Origin of the sequence: Ramlibacter sp., from assembly GCF_050250995.1 — a bacterium.
GTDB lineage: Bacteria > Pseudomonadota > Gammaproteobacteria > Burkholderiales > Burkholderiaceae_C > Ramlibacter.
On sequence record NZ_JBFWNP010000003.1, the window covers coordinates 167,684 to 190,163 of the forward strand.

Below are 22,480 nucleotides of genomic sequence, written 5' to 3' on the forward strand. Positions count from 1 at the left end.
AGAATGCGATGAAGTTCGCCTGGCTGGCCTTTGCCGCCGCCACCCTCCTGCCGGCATGGACCGCGCCCGCGGCCGCCGGCACGTTTTCGGTCACGCCGGTGCGCATCTACATGGGGCCGCGCGACCGCGCCGTCGCCATGACCGTCACGAACGAGGGCGATACCGAACTCGTGCTGCAGGCGGACCTGAGCGCCTGGACGCAATCGCCCGACGGCGTCGACCAGCTCGTGCCCACCGAAGACCTCATCCTCGCGCCGCCGATCGTGAAGCTCGCACCCAAAGCGCGACAGGTGGTGCGCCTTGCGCTGCTGGCCCCGGCGGACGCCAGCCGGCAACTGATCTACCGCATGGTGGTTCGCGAGGTGCCGGAGATCGGCGCCGTGCGCGCCGGCATCCAGGTGCCCATTGCGCTCGCATTGAGCATGCCCGTCTTCGTGACGCCGCCGGTCGCCCGCCGGCAGATGAGCTGCGATGTCGTGCGCAGCGGCCCCACCACGCTCGACGCGATGTGCCGCAACACCGGCACGGCCTACGCGCAGGTGCGAGAGGCGGCGCTCAAGCGCGACGCGCAGGTGCTGGCCACGTTCGAGGGCGGCACCTACATCCTGCCCGGCGCGCGCCGCGGCAGCCCGATGAAATCCACCGCGCCGATTGCGCCCGGACGCGCGCAGCTGCAGGTGGATTACGACGACGGCAAGACGGATCTCTTCGACATCACCGTGCCTTGACGCTGGATCGCCGAACGTCTTCCGCGCTGGGACGCGCGAGCCTTCCCATCGCACTCGCCGCGAGCCTCGCCGCGGCGCCAAGGGCGGGCTGGGCGCAAGGCGCGGCCGAGACGCCCGCCGCGCCCACGCCGCCGGCGGCCTCGCCCCGGGCACCGGCGCAGCGCTTCATACCGCTCGAAGTCACCGTCAACAATTCGCCCAGCGGCAGCTGGACCCTCCTCGAGCGCGAGGGGGTGCTGTACGCTCCCGCCGAAGCGTTCGACGAGTGGCGGCTCCAGCGGCGCCCGGGCGCGCCCTCGGCGCAGGCGCGCGGACAGACCTGGTATTCGCTCGGGGCGGTTCCCGGCTTCCAGGCGCGCATGAATGCAGCCAACCAGTCCGTGGAACTCGTGTTCTCGCCGGCCGCCTTCGCTCGCACGCGTGTGGATGAAGGCGCCGCGCCGCCGCAGCGTGCGCGCGTGGCGACGGCGGAGCCCGCCCTTTTCCTCAACTTCGACACCAACCTTTCGCGTACGCAGCAGCGCAGCACGGGCGCCACCACGGATGTCGGCGTGCTGTCGGAACTGGGCTACTCCACCCCCGCCGGCGTCTTCACATCGAGTTTCGTCACGCGGCATCTCCAGGCGCCGGGCCAGGCCGCCCAGACGCTCGCGCTGCGCCTGGAAACGACCTTCACGCGCGACTGGCCGCAGCGCAATCTCACGCTGCGGGCCGGCGATTCCGTCACGCGCGGCGGCCTGCTCGCGCGGCCCGTGTACTTCGGCGGGGTGCAACTCGGACGCAACTTCGCGCTGACGCCGGGCTTCGTGTCCCAGCCGGTGCCCGTGATCGCGGGCACCTCGTCGGCCCCGAGCACGGTGGAGCTGTACGTGGGCGACGCGCTGCGCAAGACGGCGTCGGTGCCGGCGGGACCTTTCGTCATCGACAACTTCCCCCTGCTGTCGGGCGCCGGCGAGGCGCGCATCGTCGTGCGCGACGTCCTGGGCCGCGAAACGGTCGTCGTGCAGCCCTTCTTCACGAGCAGCTACCTGCTCGAACAAGGCCTGAGCGACTGGAGCGTCGAGGCCGGCGCGGTTCGCCTGAACCTGGGCAGCCAGAGCAACAACTACGGCGAGCGATTCGCGTCGGCGCTGTATCGCCTCGGAATCACCAAGCGGTTCACGGCGGAAGCGTCGGCGCAGCTGGGCGAGCACACGCGCAACATCGGCGTCGGCGGCCTGCACGGGTTGCCCTATGGTCTGCTCGGCATGGCCGCGTATCGCGCGAGCCAGAACGTTTTCCGCGGCCGGGGCGGCCAATGGCTGCTCGCGGTCGAGAACAGCAGTCTGCGGCACGGATTTTCGGTGCGCGCGGTGGGCGCGACCCGCGGCTTCAGCGAGCTGGGTACCGAGCGCGACGTGCTGCCCAACCAGCTCGAAGTCTCGTCCAGCTACAGCTTCAGCGACGACCGCTGGGGCACCTTCGCGCTCGGCGCCGCGCGCATTTCCACGTTCGATCGCGGCGACATCAGCACCTATTCGGCCAACTACTCCGTGCCACTGTCGCCCCGCAGCGCGCTCTCGCTGAACCTCACGCGCGTCGCCGGCGCGAGCGGCGGCGTGTCGGCCACGGTGAACTACACGATCGCGCTCGACAACCGCACGAGCGTCACGGCGGTGGGCGCGCACCGGTCGGGCGGCAACGACGCCTATGTGTCGGCCAACAAGGGGCTGACGGAGGACACCGGCCTCGGCTGGCGCGTGCTCGGCGGCGGACGCGAGAGCCGCCCCTACGCCGAAGGCGGGCTCTACTACCAGGGCGGCCGCATGCTTCTCACGGCAGATGCGAGCGCATCGAGCGAGCAGCAGACGCTGCGCGTCGGGGCGCAGGGCGCGCTGGTGTGGATGGACGGCGACCTGTACGCGTCGCGCCGGATCGACAACAGCTTCGCGCTGGTCGAGGTGCCGGGCTACGCCAACGTCGGCATCGGCGTGCATGGCCGGCTGCTCACGCGCACCGACGCCGAGGGCAAGGCGCTCGTGCCGGGCTTGCTGCCCTACCAGGACAACAGCATCCGCCTCGATCCCAGCGAGCTGCCGATCAGCGCCGAGATCGACAACATCGAGCAGATCGTCTCGCCTCCGATGCGCAGCGGCGTGAAGGTGACGTTCCCCGTGCGAAGCGGCCGTGGCGCCTTGATCCGCATCGTCTTCGACGACGGCGAGCCGGCGCCCGCGGGCGCGGAGCTCGAACTGGTGGGCGACACGCAGGAGTTCTACGTGGCGCGGCGCGGCGAAGCATTCGTGACCGGCCTGCAGGCTTCCAACACGCTGCGGCTGAAGTGGAAGGGGGCGCAGTGCGAGTTCGCCGTGCAACTGCCGCCCGGGGCCATCGACGAGATCGCCCGCGTCGGGCCGCTGCGCTGCGAAGGAGTGAAGAGGTGATGAAACGCTGGATTTTGAAGGCGGCCATGGCCGCCGCTCTCGCGTCGGGGGCCGGTGCGGCGCTCGCGCAGTCGTGCAACATCGTGTCGGCCTCGGCATCGAGCACGAACGCCTACGACCCGTTCTCGAGCACGAGCAACGACACGCAGGGCAGCGTGCGATTCTCGTGCTCGCGCGGGTGGTTGCAGACGCAGTTCCCGTCGACGTTCTGGGTGGGGGTGTCGTCGAGCACGGGCAACCTCGCGAGCGGCGCGAACTCGCTGCCCTTCCAGCTCTCGACCAACTACGCGGCATGTTCCCAGGCCTGGGGCGGCAACAGCGGGGATACGGTGAGCAACGCGCAGACCAGCTGGCTGTACACCAACATCGGCCCGCTCACGAGCACGTTCTGCTTCCGCATTCCGGGCGGGCAGTCGACGGCCGCGCCGGGCACCTACACGCACAACTCGCTGACCGTCACGATCCGCTCCTCCAACAGCAGCGGGCGTGTGTGGGGCACGGGCACGCTCTCCCTCGCGGCCACGGTGGACCCGGCCTGCGACTTCACCACCGACCCGTCGCCGCTCGTCATCAACTACACCTCGTTCCAGACCACGCCGGGCATCGGCACGAGCAATTTCCAGCTGCGCTGCACGCGCACGACGCCGTATCAGCTCTCGGTGGAGTCCGGCGGCAGCCTGCTCGACCTGGGCTACTCGCTCGCGGTCAATGCATCGTCGGCGCTCGGCACCGGCAACGCGCAGTCGTACACCATCACCGGCACGGCTCCCGCCGGTCAGTCGGGCACCTGCGCCTCGGGCGCGGGGTGTCAGGCGACGCAGGCCCGCACGCTGACCATCACCTATTGATCCATGGTCGGCGGCAAGCGGGCTAGAACCCCTGCGCGATCTTGAAGGACGGCCCCACCAGGGGCTGGGCCTGCCAGTTGCTCGTGTCGAACCACACGCTGATCGAGAGCGCGGGCGTGCCGGGCGCGCCGACCGACCACGTCAGCAAGCGCCATTGTCGAGTCGACTGGCTGCCGAGGTCCGTCGGTCCGCAGCCGATGACGGCGACGACCTGGTCGACGCTCATGCCGCGCTGGATGGCGTCGAAGCGAGCCACCGAGAAATTCGCGGCGCTGCAGGGGGGTGTCGCGGCGAGCGCGGGCGGTCCGGCAAACGCGACGAACGAGAAAAGCGCCACGACGGTGGCGAACAACCTGTTGTTCTGATCCATGGGTACTGCGACTGCTACTGCGACTGCGACTGCCGCTCCCTTTTAACAAAGGCCGCGGCGGCTGTCCACGACCGCGGTCAACGTCCGGCGAGCGCCTGAACCTCATCCGTGCGCAGCCACCGCCACTCGCCACGCGCAAGATCGGACGGCAGGTCGATGCCTCCGATGCGAACGCGATCGAGGGCGACGACATGGTTGCCCACGGCGGCAATCATCCGCTTGACCTGGTGGTACTTGCCTTCGGTCAACGTGAGGTCGAGCACGTACGAGGTCACGATTTCGCACGCCGCCGCCTTCACGGCCACCGGGTCGTCGCGCAGCGTCACGCCCGCGAGCAAGGACCTCGCCTGCTTCTCGTCCACCGGCTGTTCGCAGGTCACGCGATACACCTTCGGCACATGCCATTTCGGCGACGCCATGCGGTGGATGAACTTGCCGTCGTCGGAGAAAAGCAGCAGGCCCGTCGTGTCCTGGTCGAGCCGCCCGATGGCCTGCACGCCGGGCGTCGCGCCGGGGCCGGCCCGTTGACGCAGCGGCGCGGGCAGCAGCGTATACACGCTCGGCCAGGCGCCCGGCTTCTGGGAGCACTCGTAGCCGGCCGGCTTGTTCAGCAGGAGATAGGCCTTCTCGTGGTACTCCCACGCCTTTCCCTGGACTCGGAAGCGCAGGCCGATGGGGTCGAGCTGCTCGAACGGGTCGTCGTGGACGCTGCCGTCGATCTCGACGAAACCCTGCTCGACGAGGCCGGTACAGACGCGGCGGGTGCCGAAGCCCTGGGAGAAGAGAATCTGGTGAAGTTGCAAGGTCGAGAGCCCATGAACGAAGGCCGCCCATTCTTGCGAATGGACGGCCTCGCCGTATCTGGTGGAGCTGGCGGGATTTGAACCCGCGTCCGCAAGCCTTCGTCGAACAGTTCTACATGCGTAGCGATCTGATTTGATCTCGCCGCCCCCGCCGCGCAGTCGCACGCTGCGGGAACAGCCAGTACCCTATTGTCTCGCCCCGACCCAAGGTACCCGGGTCAGGGCCAGCCCATGTAGATTACCTCACAGCTCAGGGCTTGCGCCCTTCACCCAGCCCATCGGCCAACTGTTGTGAGGCCCGTCGCAATTAAGCGGCGAGTGCGTACGTGTTGTCGTTCGCAGTTAGTTTGTTTTCAGCGGATTTACGAGGTAACTGAACCTCGGCATGCCCTGCTGCGATTCCGAACCCACGTCGAAACCAGTACAGCCCCAAGGACTCGTATCTTACGCCGAAGGACGGAAATTCAAGAGGGGCAGCAGATCGAGCGGCTTTTCGATGTGGGCGTCGGCTCCCCAGTCGGGCACCTGCTTGTCGCGGCCGAGGTAGCCGTACATCGCCGCCACGGTGTACATGCCCGCGGCGCGCCCGGCCTCGATGTCGCGCTCGTCGTCGCCCACGTACATGCACTGGCAAGGCTCCAGGCCCAGCTGCCGGGCCGCTTCGAGCAGCGGCGCCGGATGCGGTTTCGCGTGCGGCGTCGTGTCGCCGCCCACCACCGTGCCGGCCTTGGCGAAGAGCGCGAGCTTCTTCGTGAGCGGCCCCGTGAATCGCATCGCCTTGTTCGTCACCACGCCCCAGGGCATCTGCCGCCCCTGAATGGCGTCGATGAGTTCGGCCACGCCTTCGAAGACCTGGGTGCGCTCCGTCATCGCGTTTTCGTACGTGGAAAAGAACTCCTCGCGCAGCTGCGCGAACTCCGGGTCCTCGGGCTTGAGGTTGAACGCGATGCCGAGCATGCCCCGCGCGCCCGCGCCAGCCATCGGGCGGTAGACCTCGAGCGGAAGCGAAGGCAGCCCGCGGTCGGTTCGCAGCTTGTCCGCGGCCGCGCCGAGGTCCGGCGCACTGTCGATCAGCGTGCCGTCGAGGTCGAACAGCACTGCGCGGATTTCCGGGGGGATGTTGGGCGTGGGGGAGGCCATCAGTTTCGGCGCGTGGCCACCAGGTAGTTGACGCTGGTATCGCTGGACAAGCCGTAGCGCCGCGTCAGGGGGTTGTATTCCATGCCGCGGGTCTGTTGCAGATGCAGCCCGGCCGAACGGCACGCGTGCGCGAGCTCGCTCGGCCGAAGGAACTTCAGGTATTCGTGGGTGCCTCGGGGCAGCAGGTTGAGCACGTATTCGGCGCCGACGATGGCGAAGAGAAAGCTCTTGGCGTTGCGATTGATCGTCGAGAAGAACACCCAGCCGCCCGGCCTCACCAGCGTGGCGCAAGCGCGCACGACCGACGCCGGGTCCGGCACGTGTTCGAGCATTTCCATGCAGGTCACGACGTCATAGGTCGCTGGCGATTCGGCCGCCAGCGCTTCGGCGCTGATTTCGCGATAGCCGATGTTGGGCGTGCCGGCTTCGAGCGCGTGCAGCTGAGCCACGCGCAGCGCCTTGCTCGACAGGTCGATGCCCGTGACCTGCGCGCCCTTGCGCGCCATCGAGTCCGCGAGAATCCCGCCCCCGCAGCCGACGTCGAGCACGCGCTTACCGACCAGGGGGGCCTGCGACTCGATCCAGCCCAATCGCAGCGGGTTGATCTCGTGCAAGGGCCGGAACTCGCTCTCGGTATCCCACCAGCGGTGGGCGAGCTCGGAGAACTTGGCCAGTTCGGCCGGATCGGCATTGAGGGTCGGTTCGCTCACGGGAGGAATTGTCGAGGCTGAATGCGAAAAAGCCCCGCGGCGCGGGGCTTTTTCAAGGTAACGACCTGAACCTGTTGCTTCGATGAAGCAGCAGGCTCCCGAACCTTAGCGGTTCGGACGCGTACCCACCACTTCGATTTCCACGCGGCGGTTCTTCGCGCGGCCTTCGGCGGTGCGGTTGTCGGCGACGGGCTGCTTCTCGCCCTTGCCTTCCGTGTAGACACGGTTGCGCTCGATGCCCTTGGTCACCAGGTAGGCCTTGACGGCTTCCGCACGGCGGACCGACAGGCGCTGGTTGTAGGCGTCGGTGCCCACCGAGTCGGTGTGGCCGACGGCGATGATCACTTCGAGGTTGATGTCCTTGATCTTGCCGACCAGGTCGTCCAGCTTGGCGCGGCCTTCCGGCTTGAGCACGGACTTGTCGAAGTCGAAGAACGCGTCGGCGGCGTACGTCACCTTGGTCGCGGCGACCGGGGGCGGCGCGGGCGGGCGTGCAGCCGGAGCCGGAGCCGGAGCCGGACGCGCGGCAGGCGCGGGGGGCGGCGCGGGACGGGCGGCCGGAGCCGGAGCCGGAGCGGGCGCAGCAGCGCGAACCAGCGCGCCATCGCAACCCACAGCGGCGGTGGCGGGCGTCCAGTTGCTGTTGCGCCAGCACAGCTCGTTCGTGCCGTTGCGCCAGACGTACTGGCCGGTACCGTTCTGCCAGTTGTCGATGCGGTTGCCACCGTCGGCGGCGCGGACTTGCGCACCCGCGGCGGTTGCAAACGCCACAGAGGCAAACAGCAGCGCCACTTTATTCAGTTTCTTCATGGTTCTCCTCTTCGGGAAAAAAGCGCAGCCGCGCTGCGTCCAAACTACGTGTCAGGTGACCAATTCACCATATACGTCCAACTTATTGTGCCATACGAGCTTACACCAGCAATCGCTTGACCGGCTGAGGCACGTAGGACGAAACCGCATCACCGCCGCAGATGTTGCCACAGCGCGACAAGGAGCGGGCGAAAGTAAAATCAACGGCTTCCCGCCTGCCGAGCCACGCTCACCCGCCGTCCCTCATGACCCAATTCGCCAAAGAAACCCTGCCCGTCAGCCTCGAAGAGGAAATGCGGCGCAGCTACCTCGATTACGCCATGAGCGTGATCGTGGGTCGTGCCCTGCCCGACGCCCGGGACGGCCTGAAGCCCGTGCACCGCCGCGTGCTCTTCGCGATGCACGAGCTGAACAACGACTGGAACCGGCCCTACAAGAAGTCCGCCCGCATCGTGGGCGACGTCATCGGCAAGTACCACCCCCACGGCGACCAGTCGGTCTACGACACGATCGTGCGGCTCGCGCAGGACTTCTCCATGCGCCACATGCTCGTGGACGGCCAGGGCAACTTCGGCTCGGTCGACGGCGACAACGCGGCGGCGATGCGCTACACCGAGATCCGGCTGGCCAAGATCGCGCACGAAATGCTGGCCGACATCGACAAGGAAACGGTCGATTTCGGGCCCAACTACGACGGCAGCGAGAAAGAACCGCTCGTCCTGCCTTCGAAACTCCCCAACCTTCTGGTCAACGGCTCGGGCGGCATCGCGGTCGGCATGGCCACCAACATCCCGCCGCACAACCTCAACGAGGTGGTCGACGCCTGCCTGCACCTGCTGCGCAACCCAGAGGCCACGCTCGAGGAGCTGATGGAGATCGTGCCGGCGCCGGACTTCCCCACCGCCGGCATCATCTACGGCGTCTCGGGCGTGAAGGAAGGCTACCGCACCGGGCGGGGCCGCATCGTCATGCGCGCCAAGTGCCACTTCGAGGACCTCACCGGAGGCGGCGACCGCAGCCAGCGCCAGGCGATCGTCGTGGACGAGCTGCCCTACCAGGTCAACAAGAAGACGCTGCAGGAGCGCATGGCGGAGCTGGTCCACGAAAAGAAGATCGAGGGCATCAGCCACATCCAGGACGAGAGCGACAAGTCCGGCATGCGCCTGGTCATCGAGCTCAAGCGCGGCGAAGTGCCCGAGGTCGTGCTCAACAACCTCTACAAGCTGACCCAGCTGCAGGACACCTTCGGCATGAACATGGTGGCGCTGGTCGACGGCCAGCCGCGCCTGTGCAACCTGCGCCAGCTCATCGACATCTTCCTGCAGCACCGCCGCGAGGTCGTGACGCGCAGGACCGTGTTCAACCTGCGCAAGGCGCGCGAGCGCGGCCACGTGCTCGAAGGCCTGGCCGTGGCGCTGGCCAACATCGACGAGTTCATCCGCATCATCCGCGAGTCCCCCACGCCGCCGGTGGCCAAGATGGAGCTGATGAACCGGCCCTGGGACTCGTCTCTGGTGCGCGAGATGCTCACCCGCGCGCGCGCCGACGGCTCCGTCGTCAACGCCGACGACTATCGTCCCGACGGCCTCGAGCGCCAGTACGGCCTGGGCGGCGACGGGCTCTATCGCCTGTCGGACACGCAGGCCTCCGAAATCCTGCAGATGCGCCTGCAGCGCCTCACCGGCCTCGAGCAGGACAAGATCGTCGCCGAATACAAGGAAGTGATGGCGGAGATCGAGGACCTGCTCGACATCCTCGCCCGTGCCGAGCGCGTGGCCGCCATCATTGGCGAGGAGCTCACGGCCATCCGCCAGGAGTTCGGCCAGACGAAGCTGGGCGCGCGCCGCAGCGTGATCGAGCACAACGCGCAGGACCTGGGCACCGAGGACCTGATCACGCCCACCGACATGGTGGTGACCCTGTCCCACTCCGGCTACATCAAGAGCCAGCCCGTGAGCGAATACCGCGCCCAGAAGCGCGGCGGGCGGGGCAAGCAGGCGACGCAGACCAAGGATGACGACTGGGTCGACCAGCTCTTCATCGCCAACACGCACGACTGGATCCTGTGCTTCTCCAACCGCGGGCGCATGTACTGGCTCAAGGTGTGGGAGGTGCCCGCCGGCTCGCGCGGCTCGCGCGGCAAGCCCATCGTCAACATGTTCCCGCTCGCCGAGGGCGAGAAGGTCAACGTGGTGCTGCCGCTCACCGGCGAGGCGCGCAGCTTCCCGGCCGACCGCTTCATCTTCATGGCGACCTCGATGGGCACGGTCAAGAAGACCGCGCTCGACGAATTCAGCAACCCGCGCAAGGGCGGCATCATCGCCGTCAACCTCGACGACGGCGACTACCTGATCGGCGCGGCGCTCACCGACGGCCAGCACGACGTGATGCTGTTCAGCGACGGCGGCAAGGCGGTGCGCTTCCACGAGGAAGACGTGCGGCCGCTCGGCCGCACCACGCGCGGCGTGCGCGGCATGTCGCTCGACCCGGGGCAGAGCGTCATCGCGATGCTGGTGGCCGAGGACGAGCAGCAGAGCGTGCTGACCGCCACCGAGAACGGCTACGGCAAGCGCACGCCCATCGGCGAGTACACCCGCCACGGCCGCGGCACCAAGGGCATGATCGCGATCCAGCAGAGCGAGCGCAACGGCAAGGTGGTGGCCGCGACGCTCGTCCATGCCGACGACGAGATCCTGCTGATCACGGACCGCGGCGTGCTCGTTCGCACGCGGGTGAGCGAGATCCGCGAGCTGGGGCGCGCCACGCAGGGCGTCACGCTCATCGGGCTCGACGAGGGCTCGAAGCTCTCGGGCCTGCAGCGCATCGTGGAGAACGACGCGGCCGCCCCGGCCGAAGGCGCGGAGAACGCCGACGGCGACTCCGAAGAGGCGCCGGAGTAAAGTCGCGGCATGCCGAGAACACTCGCCGAACTGCGCACCGCCATCGACGCCGTCGACAAGGACCTGCTCGCCCTCCTGAACAAGCGGGCCGGACTCGCCAACGAAGTCGGCGAGATCAAGCGCGCCGAAGGCTCGCCCGTCTTCCGCCCCGACCGCGAGGCGCAGGTCATCGCGAACCTGCAGGCCGCCAACGGCGGGCCGCTGAAGGCGGACAACGTCGCGCACATCTGGCGGGAGGTCATGTCGGCCTGCCGCGCGCTCGAGGAGCCGCACCGCGTCGCCTACCTCGGCCCCGCCGGCACGTTCAGCGAAGAGGCCGCCCTCGCCTTCTTCGGCGCGAGCATCGAACACGTGCCCTGCGTGAGCATCGACGAGGTGTTCCGCGCCACCTCGGCCGGAAGCGCCGATTTCGGCGTGGTCCCGGTCGAGAACTCCACCGAGGGCGTGGTCGCGCGCTCGCTCGACCTGTTCCTCAACACGCCCCTGCATGTGGTGGGCGAGACGAGCCTGCTGATCCGCCACAACCTGCTGCGCACGACGAATTCGCTGGCCGACGTCGAGGTCGTGCTTGCGCATCCGCAGGCGCTCGCACAGTGCCAGGGCTGGCTCAACACGCACCTGCCCAACGCCGAGCGGCGCGCCGTCTCGAGCAATGCCGAGGGCGCGAAGCAGGCCGCCGGCAATCCGAAGTGGGCCGGCATCGCGAGCGAGCGCGCCGCCACGCAGTTCGGCCTGCACGTCGCGGCGCATGCAATCCAGGACGATGCGTACAACCGCACCCGCTTCGCCATTGTCTGCCTGCCGCAGACCCTGCCCGCGCCGGAAGCTTCGGGCAAGGACTGCGTGAGCCTGATCGTCTCCGTCGCCAACAAGCCCGGGGCGGTGCACGACATCCTCGTGCCGCTCAAGCAGCACGGCGTGTCGATGACCCGGTTCGAGTCGCGGCCGGCGCGCTCGGGCCAGTGGGAATACTTTTTCTACATCGACGTGCAGGGACACCCGTCGCAGCCGCACGTGGCGGCGGCGCTGGCCGAGCTGCGCTCGCTGTGCGCGTTCTACCGGGTGCTGGGCACCTATCCGCTGGGCGATTGAGACCGATGGCACACGTCTTCGAACAACTCGGCCTGATCGGCTGCGGCCTCATGGGCGGTTCGTTCGCGCTGGCGCTCAAGCGCGCGGGGCTCGTGAAGCGCGTCGTGGGCTACAGCAAGTCGCCCTCCACCACCGAGCGCGCGCGGCAGATGGGCGTGATCGACGTCGAGGCGCCGTCGGCGCTGCTCGCCGTCTCGGGCGCCGACATCGTGCTGCTGGCCGTGCCCGTTTCCGCGACCGAGGCGACCTTCAAGGCCATCCGCCACCTGATCAACGGCAACATGCTGATCATGGACGTCGGCTCGACCAAGCGCGACGTGGTCGATGCGGCGCGCCGCGTGCTGCGCGACCACATCGGCTCCTTCGTGCCCTGCCATCCCATCACCGGCAAGGAAGTGTCCGGCGTCGAGCATGCCGACCCGGACCTCTATGCCGGACGCCAGGTCATCCTCACCCCCATCGAGCGCACGCAAGTCAACCACCTCAAGCGCGCGCAGGACATGTGGGAAGGGCTCGGCTGCAAGGTGGAGCAGATGTCGCCCGAGTCGCACGACGCCGCGTTCGCCGCGGTGAGCCACATGCCGCATCTCATCGCGTTCGCGCTCATGAACGGAATCACCGGCCAGGCCCAGGGCCAGGAGTTCCTTTCCCTCGCCGGCCCGGGCTTTCGCGACTTCACGCGCATCGCCGCGGCGGACCCCAAGATGTGGCGCGACATCATGTTGGCCAACAAGCAGGAACTGATCGCGCAGACGAAGATCTTCCAGCGCACGCTCGACGCGATGCAGGCCGCCATCGAGGCCGGCAACTCCGAGGCGCTCGAAAGCATGATCCACCAGGCCAGCACGACGCGCGCGCACTGGCGCATCTCCTCGCACAAGAAGTAGATGGCGTTCGCCACGGCCTTCCTCGACCTGCCGCCTCTGTCCGGCGCGGGCGGCACGGTGGTGCTGCCGGGGTCCAAGAGCATTTCCAATCGCGTACTGCTGCTCGCCGCGCTATGCGGCGGCCGCACCGTCGTCCACGACCTGCTCGACTCCGACGACACGCGCGTCATGCTCGATGCGCTGCGCGCGCTCGGGTGCAGCGTGGTGCATCAGGGGCAGGCGATTTCGATCACGGGCATTCCTCCCTCCCCCGCTGGGGAAGGGCCGGGGCGGGGGCACGTGCGCCTCTTCCTCGGCAACGCCGGGACGGCGATGCGCCCGCTGACGGCCGCCCTCGCGCTCCTTGGCGGCGCTTATGAACTGAGCGGCGTGGCGCGCATGCACGAGCGCCCCATCGGCGACCTGGTCGATGCGCTGCGGCAACTCGGCGCCCGGATCGAGTACCTGGGGACAGAGGGGTATCCGCCCCTGCGCATCGACCCCGCGCCGGCGCTGAAGCTGGACGCCCCCATCGCCGTGCGCGGCGACGTGTCGAGCCAGTTTCTCACCGCGCTGCTGATGGCGCTGCCGCTGGTGGCGAAGCAGGACGTGACGATCGACGTGATCGGCGAGCTCATCTCCAAGCCCTACATCGAGATCACGCTCAACATGCTGCAGCGCTTCGGCGTGCAGGTGCGGCGCGAGGGCTGGCAGCGCTTCACGATCCCGGCCGGAAGCCGGTACCGGTCGCCGGGCGAAATCCACGTCGAGGCCGATGCGTCCTCGGCCAGCTATTTCGTGGCGCTCGGCGCGATCGCGGCGGACGCGCGGCCGGTGCGCATCGAAGGCGTGGGCGCGAGCTCGATCCAGGGCGACATCCGATTCGTCGACGCGGCCGTGGCCATGGGCGCGCAGGTCGAAAGCGGCCCCAACTGGCTCGAAGTCAGGCGTGGCGCCTGGCCGCTGAAGGCCGTCGACCTCGATTGCAACCACATGCCCGACGCGGCCATGACGCTCGCCGTCATGGCGCTGTACGCCGACGGCCCCTGCACGCTGCGCAACATCGCGAGCTGGCGCGTGAAGGAGACCGACCGCATCGCGGCGATGGCGACGGAGTTGCGCAAGCTGGGCGCCGAGGTACGCGAAGGTGCGGATTTTCTCGAGGTCACGCCTCTGCCTTCGCCGCCCATTCCTCGTTTCCGCGAAGGCGGACAGGACGGCCGGGCGATCCACACCTACGACGACCACCGCGTCGCGATGTGCTTTTCGCTCGCGGCCTTCGCCGGCCCGGTCCGCATCCTCGACCCGAAGTGCGTCGCCAAGACCTTCCCGGATTACTTCGAGACGCTGTTCGGCGTGGTCACGGCCGAGCCGGGCGACATCCCCGTGATCGCCGTGGACGGTCCCACGGCCTCGGGCAAGGGCACCCTCGCCTCCGAAGTCGCGCGCCGCCTCGGCTATCACTATCTCGACTCCGGCGCGCTCTACCGCATCGCCGGCCATGCCGCGACGAAGGCCGGGCTCGAACTCGACTCCGCGCACGAGCACGCCATCGCCACCCTCGTGGCCGCACTGCCGATCCGCTTCGAGCACGGCCACGTGTACCTCGGCGAGGAAGAAGTCACCGACGCCATCCGCACCGAGCAGGCGGGAATGAACGCTTCGCGGGTCTCGGCGCTGCCCGCCGTGCGCGCCGCGCTCGTGGCTCTGCAGCACGGATTTCGCAGGCTGCCGGGCCTCGTGGCCGACGGCCGCGACATGGGCACCGTGATCTTCCCGGACGCGCGGCTCAAGATCTTCCTCACGGCCTCCGCGGCCCAGCGCGCCGACCGCCGGCATAAGCAATTGATATCAAAGGGAATCGAGACTACAATCGATACCCTTCGTGCCGACCTCGAGGCACGCGACGCGCGAGATTCCAATCGAGCCGTCGCGCCCTTGAAGCCCGCCGAAGACGCCCTCCTTCTGGACAACTCGGGCCAGGCCGTCGAAGAGTCGGTCGCCCAGGTTCTGCAGTGGTGGGACGAGAAGCAAAGCAAGTAAGCAAAGCAAGCAGTACCAGGCCCCCGGCACTCCCTCCGCGCAGCAGCGCACCGGTGACGGGGTTCTCAACATAACCCGTGGCTCGCAAGGGTCACACGCAAACTCAATGTCCGAATCTTTTGCCGCCTTGTTCGAGGAATCGCTGCAGCGCTCCGAAATGCGCGCGGGTGAAGTCATCACCGCCGAAGTGGTGCGTGTCGAACACAACCACGTCGTCGTGAATGCCGGCCTCAAGTCCGAGGCCTACATCCCCATCGACGAATTCAAGAACGACACCGGCGGCATCGAAGTGCAGCCCGGCGACTTCGTCTCGGTCGCCATCGACGCCATCGAAAACGGCTACGGCGACACCATCCTCTCGCGCGACAAGGCCAAGCGCCTCGCCTCGTGGATGAGCCTCGAGAAGGCCCTCGAATCCGGCGAATTCGTCACCGGCACCACGACCGGCAAGGTCAAGGGCGGCCTCACGGTGCTGGTCAACGGCATCCGCGCCTTCCTGCCCGGCTCGCTCATCGACACCCGGCCCATCAAGGACCTGTCGCCCTACGAGAACAAGACCCTCGAATTCAAGGTCATCAAGCTCGACCGCAAGCGCAACAACGTGGTGCTGTCGCGCCGCGCCGTCGTCGAAGCGTCGATGGGCGAAGAGCGCGCCAAGCTGATGGAGACCCTGAAGGAAGGCTCCATCGTCCGCGGCGTCGTCAAGAACATCACCGAGTACGGCGCGTTCGTCGACCTCGGCGGCATCGACGGCCTGCTGCACATCACCGACATGGCCTGGCGCCGCGTGCGCCACCCGAGCGAAGTCGTTCAGGCCGGCCAGGAACTCACCGCCAAGATCCTCAAGTTCGACACCGAGAAGAACCGCGTGTCGCTGGGTCTCAAGCAGATGGGCGACGACCCGTGGATGGGCGTTTCGCGCCGCTACCCCAACGGCACCCGCATGTTCGGCAAGATCACGAACATCGCCGACTACGGCGCGTTCGTCGAACTCGAGCCCGGCATCGAGGGCCTGGTCCACGTGTCCGAAATGGACTGGACCAACAAGAACGTGGCCCCGGCCAAGGTCGTGTCGCTGGGCGACGAAGTCGAAGTCATGGTCCTCGAGATCGACGAAGACAAGCGCCGCATCAGCCTGGGCATGAAGCAGTGCCGCGCCAACCCGTGGCAGGAATTCGCGCAGAACACCAAGCGCGGCGACCGCGTCAAGGGCCCGATCAAGTCGATCACCGACTTCGGCGTGTTCGTCGGCCTCGCCGCCGGCATCGACGGCCTGGTCCACCTGTCCGACCTCTCGTGGAACGAAACCGGCGAAGCCGCGGTTCGCAACTACAAGAAGGGCCAGGAAGTCGAAGCCATCGTGCTGGGCGTCGACGTCGACCGCGAGCGCATCTCGCTGGGCATCAAGCAGCTCGACGGCGACCCGTTCGCCACCTTCACCTCGGTGCACGACAAGGGCAGCGCGGTGTCGGGCAAGGTCAAGACCGTCGACCCGAAGGGCGCCGAGATCGACCTGGGCAACGACATCATCGGCTACCTGCGTGCTTCCGAGATCAGCCGCGACCGCGTCGAGGACGCGCGCAACGTGCTGAAGGAAGGCGACGAAGTCAATGCCGTGGTGGTCAACGTCGACCGCAAGACGCGCAACATCCAGCTGTCCATCAAGCAGAAGGACATGCTCGACGAGCAGGGCGCCATGCAGAACCTGAGCCAGCAGTCGTCGCGCGAGAACGCGGGCACGACGAGCCTGGGCGCGCTGCTGCGCGCCAAGCTGGACAACAGCGACAAGTAAGGCGAGACTGTCGCCGTGGAGCCCCGCTCCGCGGCGACTTCCGCTTTTCGCTTTCGCCTCGATTCCGCAGCATGACCCGCAGTGACCTCGTAGAAGAACTGGCCGCGCGCTTCGGCCAGCTGACGCACCGGGATGCCGAGTACGCCGTCAAGACCATCCTCGACGCGATGAGCGAGGCGCTGGTGCGCGGGCACCGCATCGAGATCCGCGGCTTCGGCAGCTTCAGCATCAACCGCAGGCCGCCCCGCATGGGCCGCAACCCGCGTTCGGGCGAGAGCGTGCAGATCCCCGAGAAGCGCGTGCCGCACTTCAAGCCGGGCAAGGCCCTGCGCGAAGCGGTGGACCAGCGGACGGCGGAACTCGGGGGCTGACCGGCCGAATAGAATCCTCGTCACCGAGGCACCCGATGAAATACGTGACATGGCTGCTCAAGGCAGCCATTTTTTTTGCGCTCTTCGCCTTCGCGCTGAACAATCAGCACGAGGTGACGCTGCACTTCTTCTTCGGCACCGGGTGGAGCGCCCCGCTCGTGCTGGTGGTGCTGGCCGCGTTCGCCATCGGCCTGGCCGTGGGCGCGCTCGGCATGGTGCCGCGCTGGCTGCGGCAGCGCCGCCAGGCCCTGCAGGCGCAGCAGCCGGGCTCGCCCTCCGTCACGCCCCTGCCCCCCGTGGCATCCGACGCCCCGCATGGACTTTGACCTGAGCTGGCTCCTGTGGGGCCTGCCCATCGCCTTCGTGCTCGGGTGGCTGGCCTCGCGGCTCGACCTTCGGCAGATGCGCATCGAGAACCGGCAGGCGCCCAAGGCGTACTTCCGCGGCCTCAATTTCCTGCTCAACGAGCAGCAGGACCAGGCGATCGACGCCTTCATCGAAGCCGTGCAGAACGACCCGGACACGTCCGAACTGCATTTCGCGCTGGGCAACCTGTTTCGCCGCCGCGGCGAGTACGAGCGCGCGGTGCGCGTCCACGAACACCTGCTCTCGCGCGGCGACCTCGCGCGGGCGGACCGGCACCGGGCGCAGCATGCGCTCGCGCTCGATTACCTCAAGGCGGGCCTGCTCGACCGGGCGGAGGAGGCGCTGCGCAAGCTCGAAGGCACGGCCTACGAAGGCCAGGCGCTGCTCGCCCTGCTCGCGATCTACGAGCGTTCGCGCGACTGGACGCAGGCCGCCGAGATCGCGCAGAAGCTGGAAGACGCGGGCCAGGGCAACTTCTCGGGGCGGCTGGCGCACTACCTTTGCGAGGATGCCTCGAGCGCGCCGCCCGAGGTGGCGCGGCAGCTGCTGCAGGAGGCGATCCGGCTCGCGCCGGCGACCCCGCGCCCCGGCATCGAATTCGCCGCCCTGCAACGGCGTGCGGGCGACCGCGACGGCGCCTTCCGCACGCTGGCGCAGCTCGCGCAGGCTTCGCCCGCCGGACTTCCGCTTATCGCGCGCCCCCTGACCGAGGCGGCGATCGCCAGCGGCATGCAGGCCGAGGCGCTCGACATCCTGAAGGCGAACTACGAACAGCTGCCCTCGCTCGACGTGCTCGAGGGCATCGTGGCGCTCGAGCCCGATGCGGCGGCGGCGCGCCAGTGGTATGCGCGGCACCTCGAACGCGAGCCGTCCCTGGTGGCCGCGACGAAGTGGCTCGCGGGCGAGACGCTTGCGCAGGAGCAGTTCCATCCGAACGTGCAACGCGCGCTCGACCATGCCGTGAAGCCGCTCGTGCGCTACCGCTGCGCGGCCTGCGGCTTCGAGGCCAAGCAGCATTTCTGGCAGTGCCCCGGTTGCCAGGCGTGGGACAGCTATCCCGCGCGAAGAGTCGAAGAGCTATGAAACCCACCCGAGAGACCATGAACCGCGCACGCGTGCTCGTCGTCGGCGACGCGATGCTCGATCGCTACTGGTACGGCGAGGTCGACCGCATCTCGCCCGAGGCGCCCGTGCCGGTGGTGCGCATCGGCCGCGAGGAAGTTCGCCTCGGCGGCGCGGCCAACGTGGCGTACAACGCGGTCGCGCTCGGCGCGAAGGCGAGCTTCCTCGGCGTCGTCGGCGACGACGAGCCGGGACATCGGCTCGAGTCGATGCTGAGGGAGTCGGGCGTCGGCGCGCACCTCAAGCGCGATCCCGGCCTGCAGACCACCGTGAAGCTGCGCGTGATCGGCCGCCAGCAGCAGCTGCTGCGCATGGACTTCGAGAACGAGCCCGACCACGACGTGCTCGCGCAGCAGGGCGAGGCCTTCGATGCGCTCGTGACGCAGCACGACGCGGTGCTTTTCTCCGACTACGGCAAGGGCGGCCTCGCGCACATCACCCGCATGATCGCGGCGGCGCGCGCGCACGGCACGAAGGTGCTGATCGACCCCAAGGGCTCGGACTATTCGCGCTACCGCGGGGCCGACATCATCACGCCCAACCGCGCGGAGCTGCAGGACGTGGTGGGCCGCTGGCACGGCGAGGACGAATTGCGCACCAAGGCACGCGCGCTGCGCGAGTCGCTGGACCTGGGCGCCCTGCTCGTCACCCGCAGCGAAGAAGGCATGACGCTCTTCGACGCCGAGGGCGAGCTGCACGTGAGCGCACAGGCCCGCGAAGTGTTCGACGTCACGGGCGCGGGAGACACCGTCATCGCCACGCTCGCGGCGATGGTCGCCGCCGGCCTCTCGATGCGCGAGGCCATACCGATCGCCAACAAGGCGGGCGGCATCGTGGTGGGCAAGTTCGGCACCGCCACCGTGAGTTACGAGGAACTATTCGCATGACACGCGTGGTCGTCACCGGCGCGGCCGGCTTCATCGGCTCCAACATCGTCAAGGGACTCAACGCCCGCGGCATCGACGACATCGTCGCCGTCGACGACCTGACGGACGGGGACAAGTTCCGCAACCTCGCCGACCTGCGCATCGCCGACTACGTCGACGCCGCCGAGTTCTACGGCCCCTTCGGCGAAGGCGCCTTCGGCGAGGTCGAGGCCGTGTTCCACGAGGGCGCGTGCAGCGACACGATGGAGACCAACGGCAGGTACATGATGGACAACAACTACGGCGTGTCCGTGGCGCTGTTCGAAGCCTGCCGGGAGCGCGGCACGCGCCTCCTCTATGCATCGTCCGCGGCCACCTACGGGGGCTCGGACACGTTCCGCGAAACGCCGGAGTTCGAGCTGCCGCTCAACGTCTACGGCTACAGCAAGCTGCTGTTCGACCAACGCATGCGGCGCGAATGCGGCGCGGACTTCGCGCGCGTGCAGCACCAGGTGGCGGGCTTCCGCTACTTCAACGTGTACGGCCCGCGCGAACAGCACAAGGCGCGCATGGCGAGCGTGGCCTTCCACCAGTTCAACCAGTTCCGCGAGCACGGCAAGGTGAAGCTGTTCGGCGAGTACGGAGGCTACGGGCCGGGTGAGCAGAAGCGCGACTTCGTTTTCATCGACGACGTGGTGGCGGTGAACCTCTGGTTCTTCGACCATCCCGAGAAGTCGGGCATCTTCAACCTCGGCACGGGGCGCGCGCAGCCTTTCAACGACGTGGCGACGTCGGTGGTGAGCGCCCTGACCGGGCAGAACCACACGACCGAATCCGCGGTGGCGGCCGGTCTCATCGAATACATCCCTTTCCCCGATGCACTGCGCGGCAAATACCAGTGCTACACACAGGCGGACCTGACCGCGTTGCGCGCAGCGGGCTGCGATCATGCATTCGCCGACGTCGCCACCGGCGTGGCCTCGTACATGAACTCCCTCGCCCCTCTGGGGAGAGGGCTGGGGTGAGGGGCATGGTGAGGCACCCTCTTCTCATCGGCGCCTGCCTGCTGTCTTCGAGCGCCTTCGCCCTCGACGTCAACACCGCCAGCGAAGCCGACCTCGACGGCCTCAAGGGCCTCGGCCCCGCCAGCACGCGCTCGATCCTGCAAGCGCGCGAGAAGGGCGCGTTCAAGGACTGGGCCGACCTGATGGCGCGGGTCAAGGGCCTCGCCCCCGCCCGCGCGGCGAAGCTGTCGGCCGAGGGAATGACCGTGAACGGCCTGCCGCTGGCCCCCGTGACGCGAGCGCGCTGAACGGGAACGACGCCGGCCTCCCATTTCGGGAGCGACTCCCGGAATGTCGGGCAATAATGCCCCACCGAACCAACGAGGACGGGCGACGATGCGGCGGTACCTGGATGCGCTCTACGACGGGGCGGCGTGGCTCGCGGCCCTTGCGATGATCGGCGTGCTGGCGATGGTGCTGCTGTCCATCGTGAGCCGGCAGTTCGGCTTCCATGTGCCCGGCACCGACGCGTACGCGGGCTATGCCATGGCGGCGGCGGGCTTCCTCGCGCTCGCCCACACGCTGAAGCGCAACGAGCACATCCGCGTCACGCTGCTCGTCTCCCACCTGCAAGGCGGGGCGAAGCGCGCACTCGAACTCTGGGCGCTCACGGCCGGCGTGCTGCTGGCGGCGCTGTTCGCCTTCTACGCCGTGCGTCTCGCCTGGGTGTCGCGCCAGCTCAACGACATCTCGACGAGCAGCGACGCCACCCCGCTGTGGATTCCCCAGCTCGCGATGGCGCTCGGCACCGTGATCCTGCTCGTGGCCCTGGTGGACGAGTGGTTGCTCGAATGGCGCGGCTTGCGAAGCACCGTCGGCTCGCAGGAGGCGCTGCGCAATGAGTGACGTCGCGATCACCACGCTGCTGGTCGTGGCGCTCTTCGCCCTCCTGGGCTCCGGCGTCTGGATCGGGCTGACGCTCGCCGGCGTGGCCTGGATCGGGATGGAACTGTTCTCGTCCCGGCCGGCCGGCGACGCGATGGCGGTCACCGTCTGGGGCGCCGCATCGAGCTGGACGCTGACCGCCTTGCCGCTCTTCATCTGGATGGGGGAAATCCTGTTCCGCACGCGGCTGTCGGAGTCGATGTTCCGCGGCCTCGCGCCCTGGGTCGACCGCCTGCCCGGGCGACTGCTGCACACCAACGTGATCGGCTGCACGATCTTCGCGGCCGTGTCGGGCTCGTCGGCCGCCACCTGCGCCACCATCGGGAAGATGTCGCTGCCCGAACTCGCCAAGCGCGGCTACCCGGAGGACATCACCGTCGGCTCCCTCGCGGGCGCGGGCACGCTGGGCCTGCTGATCCCGCCGTCGATCATCATGATCGTCTACGGCGTGACGGCGGACGTGTCAATCGCGCGCCTCTTCGTCGCCGGCATCTTCCCGGGCATGGTCCTCGCCGCGCTGTTCTCCGGCTACATCGCGGTGTGGGCGATGCTCAATCGCGACCGCATTCCGCCGCCCGATGCGCCGATGACCTTTGCCGCGAAGCTCGCCGAGTCGCGCCACCTGATCCCGGTCATGTTGCTGATCGGCGGCGTGCTCGGCTCGATCTACGCGGGCATCGCGACGGCCACCGAGGCCGCCGCGGTGGGCGTCGTCGGCGCACTCGTGCTGTCGGCGGCACAGGGCTCGCTCACCCGGGCCACGTTCCGCGAGTCGCTGCTCGGCGCCACGCGGCTCTACTGCATGATCGCCCTCATCCTCGCGGGCGCCGCCTTCCTCACGCTCGCCATGGGCTACATCGGCCTGCCGCGCAACCTCGCGGCCTTCATCTCGTCGCTGGGCCTGTCGCCCTTCATGCTGATGGTCGCGCTCGCCGCCTTCTACGTCCTCCTGGGCTGCTTCCTCGACGGCATCTCGATGGTCGTCCTCACCATGGGCGTCATCCTGCCGACGGTGCAGGCGGCCGGCTTCGACATGATCTGGTTCGGCGTCTTCATCGTGATCGTCGTGGAGATGGCGCAGATCACCCCGCCCGTGGGCTTCAATCTCTTCGTGCTCCAGGGCATGACGGGCAGGCAGATGCCCTGGATCGCCCGCGTCACCATGCCGTTCTTCTTCCTGATGTGCGCGATGGTGCTGCTGCTCTGGTTCTTCCCGCAGATCGCGACCTGGCTGCCGTCGAAGATGTAGACGCGGCCCGCGTCGCGCGGGCGACAGGGGTA

21 protein-coding genes and 1 other RNA gene are annotated in these 22,480 nt (G+C 68.2%); 16 read left to right on the forward strand and 6 right to left on the reverse strand.

Annotated features, from left to right (window positions below; genetic code table 11):
- Positions 1-8 precede the first annotated feature (8 nt).
- From AB7E83_RS04440 to AB7E83_RS04450, 3 genes are read left to right on the forward strand one after another with little or no spacing between them, the layout of a single operon-like run.
- Positions 9-728 carry a fimbrial biogenesis chaperone gene (locus AB7E83_RS04440; protein ID WP_428565757.1) on the forward strand — a complete coding sequence of 240 codons (720 nt, stop codon included), beginning with the start codon at positions 9-11 and terminating at the stop codon, positions 726-728.
- Positions 725-3,151: a fimbria/pilus outer membrane usher protein gene (locus tag AB7E83_RS04445; protein WP_428565759.1), complete on the forward strand. Its 2,427-nt coding sequence runs from the start codon at positions 725-727 to the stop codon at positions 3,149-3,151. Before AB7E83_RS04440 ends, AB7E83_RS04445 begins: the two co-directional genes overlap by 4 nt.
- On the forward strand, positions 3,151-3,999 hold the full coding sequence (locus tag AB7E83_RS04450; RefSeq protein WP_428565761.1) for a spore coat protein U domain-containing protein: 849 nt from the start codon (positions 3,151-3,153) through the stop codon (positions 3,997-3,999). The genes AB7E83_RS04445 and AB7E83_RS04450 overlap by 1 nt, the downstream gene beginning before the upstream one ends.
- 22 nt (positions 4,000-4,021) lie before the next feature.
- On the opposite strand, the gene AB7E83_RS04455 is transcribed toward AB7E83_RS04450, so the two are convergent.
- From AB7E83_RS04455 to ompA, 6 genes are all read right to left on the reverse strand, one after another.
- On the reverse strand, positions 4,022-4,369 hold the full coding sequence (locus AB7E83_RS04455; RefSeq protein ID WP_428565763.1) for a hypothetical protein: 348 nt from the start codon (positions 4,367-4,369) through the stop codon (positions 4,022-4,024).
- A gap of 77 nt (positions 4,370-4,446) precedes the next feature.
- A complete protein-coding gene (locus tag AB7E83_RS04460; protein ID WP_428565765.1) occupies positions 4,447-5,172 on the reverse strand; it encodes a pseudouridine synthase in 726 nt (241 codons plus the stop codon).
- Positions 5,173-5,231: 59 nt separating this feature from the next.
- Positions 5,232-5,603, reverse strand: a transfer-messenger RNA (tmRNA) gene (gene ssrA / locus AB7E83_RS04465).
- Positions 5,604-5,616: 13 nt separating this feature from the next.
- The gene (locus AB7E83_RS04470) at positions 5,617-6,312 is read right to left on the reverse strand and encodes an HAD-IA family hydrolase (protein WP_428565767.1); all 696 of its coding nucleotides are present in this window, start codon (positions 6,310-6,312) and stop codon (positions 5,617-5,619) included.
- Positions 6,312-7,022, reverse strand: coding sequence for a bifunctional 2-polyprenyl-6-hydroxyphenol methylase/3-demethylubiquinol 3-O-methyltransferase UbiG (gene ubiG / locus AB7E83_RS04475; protein WP_428565769.1), 711 nt, complete (start codon positions 7,020-7,022; stop codon positions 6,312-6,314). The genes AB7E83_RS04470 and ubiG overlap by 1 nt, the downstream gene beginning before the upstream one ends.
- A 105-nt stretch (positions 7,023-7,127) precedes the next feature.
- Positions 7,128-7,832: an outer membrane protein OmpA gene (gene ompA / locus AB7E83_RS04480; RefSeq protein WP_428565770.1), complete on the reverse strand. Its 705-nt coding sequence runs from the start codon at positions 7,830-7,832 to the stop codon at positions 7,128-7,130.
- A gap of 245 nt (positions 7,833-8,077) precedes the next feature.
- Here ompA and gyrA point away from each other — a divergent pair, with 245 nt between their 5' ends.
- The 13 genes from gyrA to AB7E83_RS04545 all read left to right on the forward strand — a co-directional run bounded on the left by gyrA (position 8,078) and on the right by AB7E83_RS04545 (position 22,448).
- Complete coding sequence (gene gyrA / locus AB7E83_RS04485) at positions 8,078-10,732, forward strand: DNA gyrase subunit A (protein WP_428565772.1); 2,655 nt, start codon at positions 8,078-8,080, stop codon at positions 10,730-10,732.
- Positions 10,733-10,741: 9 nt separating this feature from the next.
- Positions 10,742-11,824 carry a prephenate dehydratase gene (pheA, locus tag AB7E83_RS04490; protein ID WP_428565774.1) on the forward strand — a complete coding sequence of 361 codons (1,083 nt, stop codon included), beginning with the start codon at positions 10,742-10,744 and terminating at the stop codon, positions 11,822-11,824.
- 5 nt (positions 11,825-11,829) lie between these two features.
- Complete coding sequence (locus AB7E83_RS04495; protein ID WP_428565775.1) at positions 11,830-12,711, forward strand: prephenate dehydrogenase; 882 nt, start codon at positions 11,830-11,832, stop codon at positions 12,709-12,711.
- On the forward strand, positions 12,712-14,733 hold the full coding sequence (locus AB7E83_RS04500; RefSeq protein ID WP_428565777.1) for a bifunctional 3-phosphoshikimate 1-carboxyvinyltransferase/cytidylate kinase: 2,022 nt from the start codon (positions 12,712-12,714) through the stop codon (positions 14,731-14,733). It begins immediately after the preceding gene.
- A 70-nt stretch (positions 14,734-14,803) separates the two neighbouring features.
- On the forward strand, positions 14,804-16,525 hold the full coding sequence (rpsA, locus tag AB7E83_RS04505; protein WP_428566154.1) for a 30S ribosomal protein S1: 1,722 nt from the start codon (positions 14,804-14,806) through the stop codon (positions 16,523-16,525).
- Between the two features lie 71 nt (positions 16,526-16,596).
- Positions 16,597-16,896, forward strand: coding sequence for an integration host factor subunit beta (locus AB7E83_RS04510; protein WP_428565778.1), 300 nt, complete (start codon positions 16,597-16,599; stop codon positions 16,894-16,896).
- Positions 16,897-16,931: 35 nt separating this feature from the next.
- Positions 16,932-17,222: a LapA family protein gene (locus AB7E83_RS04515; RefSeq protein ID WP_428565780.1), complete on the forward strand. Its 291-nt coding sequence runs from the start codon at positions 16,932-16,934 to the stop codon at positions 17,220-17,222.
- Positions 17,212-18,345 (forward strand): lipopolysaccharide assembly protein LapB, encoded by a 1,134-nt coding sequence (gene lapB / locus AB7E83_RS04520; RefSeq protein WP_428565781.1) that lies wholly within the window; start codon positions 17,212-17,214, stop codon positions 18,343-18,345. Before AB7E83_RS04515 ends, lapB begins: the two co-directional genes overlap by 11 nt.
- A complete protein-coding gene (gene rfaE1, locus AB7E83_RS04525) occupies positions 18,342-19,271 on the forward strand; it encodes a D-glycero-beta-D-manno-heptose-7-phosphate kinase (RefSeq protein ID WP_428565783.1) in 930 nt (309 codons plus the stop codon). The genes lapB and rfaE1 overlap by 4 nt, the downstream gene beginning before the upstream one ends.
- Positions 19,268-20,275, forward strand: coding sequence for an ADP-glyceromanno-heptose 6-epimerase (gene rfaD, locus AB7E83_RS04530; protein ID WP_428565785.1), 1,008 nt, complete (start codon positions 19,268-19,270; stop codon positions 20,273-20,275). The genes rfaE1 and rfaD overlap by 4 nt, the downstream gene beginning before the upstream one ends.
- Before the next feature lie 8 nt (positions 20,276-20,283).
- The gene (locus tag AB7E83_RS04535) at positions 20,284-20,562 is read left to right on the forward strand and encodes a ComEA family DNA-binding protein (protein ID WP_428565787.1); all 279 of its coding nucleotides are present in this window, start codon (positions 20,284-20,286) and stop codon (positions 20,560-20,562) included.
- Positions 20,563-20,650: 88 nt separating this feature from the next.
- Positions 20,651-21,160, forward strand: coding sequence for a TRAP transporter small permease (locus AB7E83_RS04540; RefSeq protein ID WP_428565789.1), 510 nt, complete (start codon positions 20,651-20,653; stop codon positions 21,158-21,160).
- A complete protein-coding gene (locus AB7E83_RS04545) occupies positions 21,153-22,448 on the forward strand; it encodes a TRAP transporter large permease (RefSeq protein ID WP_428565791.1) in 1,296 nt (431 codons plus the stop codon). Before AB7E83_RS04540 ends, AB7E83_RS04545 begins: the two co-directional genes overlap by 8 nt.
- The last annotated feature ends 32 nt before the right edge of the window (positions 22,449-22,480 follow it).

What these genes read in the sequence shown, in the direction of transcription:
- AB7E83_RS04500 (WP_428565777.1), top strand. Translation starts at nt 12,712, where the DNA reads ATGGCGTTCGCCACGGCCTTCCTCGACCTGCCGCCTCTGTCCGGCGCG.
- AB7E83_RS04510 (WP_428565778.1), top strand. Translation starts at nt 16,597, where the DNA reads ATGACCCGCAGTGACCTCGTAGAAGAACTGGCCGCGCGCTTCGGCCAG.
- AB7E83_RS04545 (WP_428565791.1), top strand. Translation starts at nt 21,153, where the DNA reads ATGAGTGACGTCGCGATCACCACGCTGCTGGTCGTGGCGCTCTTCGCC.
- rfaE1 (WP_428565783.1), top strand. Translation starts at nt 18,342, where the DNA reads ATGAAACCCACCCGAGAGACCATGAACCGCGCACGCGTGCTCGTCGTC.
- AB7E83_RS04440 (WP_428565757.1), top strand. Translation starts at nt 9, where the DNA reads ATGAAGTTCGCCTGGCTGGCCTTTGCCGCCGCCACCCTCCTGCCGGCA.
- AB7E83_RS04470 (WP_428565767.1), bottom strand. Translation starts at nt 6,312, where the DNA reads ATGGCCTCCCCCACGCCCAACATCCCCCCGGAAATCCGCGCAGTGCTG.
- pheA (WP_428565774.1), top strand. Translation starts at nt 10,742, where the DNA reads ATGCCGAGAACACTCGCCGAACTGCGCACCGCCATCGACGCCGTCGAC.
- AB7E83_RS04540 (WP_428565789.1), top strand. Translation starts at nt 20,651, where the DNA reads ATGCGGCGGTACCTGGATGCGCTCTACGACGGGGCGGCGTGGCTCGCG.
- AB7E83_RS04495 (WP_428565775.1), top strand. Translation starts at nt 11,830, where the DNA reads ATGGCACACGTCTTCGAACAACTCGGCCTGATCGGCTGCGGCCTCATG.
- gyrA (WP_428565772.1), top strand. Translation starts at nt 8,078, where the DNA reads ATGACCCAATTCGCCAAAGAAACCCTGCCCGTCAGCCTCGAAGAGGAA.
- AB7E83_RS04455 (WP_428565763.1), bottom strand. Translation starts at nt 4,369, where the DNA reads ATGGATCAGAACAACAGGTTGTTCGCCACCGTCGTGGCGCTTTTCTCG.
- AB7E83_RS04450 (WP_428565761.1), top strand. Translation starts at nt 3,151, where the DNA reads ATGAAACGCTGGATTTTGAAGGCGGCCATGGCCGCCGCTCTCGCGTCG.
- rfaD (WP_428565785.1), top strand. Translation starts at nt 19,268, where the DNA reads ATGACACGCGTGGTCGTCACCGGCGCGGCCGGCTTCATCGGCTCCAAC.
- AB7E83_RS04515 (WP_428565780.1), top strand. Translation starts at nt 16,932, where the DNA reads ATGAAATACGTGACATGGCTGCTCAAGGCAGCCATTTTTTTTGCGCTC.
- lapB (WP_428565781.1), top strand. Translation starts at nt 17,212, where the DNA reads ATGGACTTTGACCTGAGCTGGCTCCTGTGGGGCCTGCCCATCGCCTTC.
- ompA (WP_428565770.1), bottom strand. Translation starts at nt 7,832, where the DNA reads ATGAAGAAACTGAATAAAGTGGCGCTGCTGTTTGCCTCTGTGGCGTTT.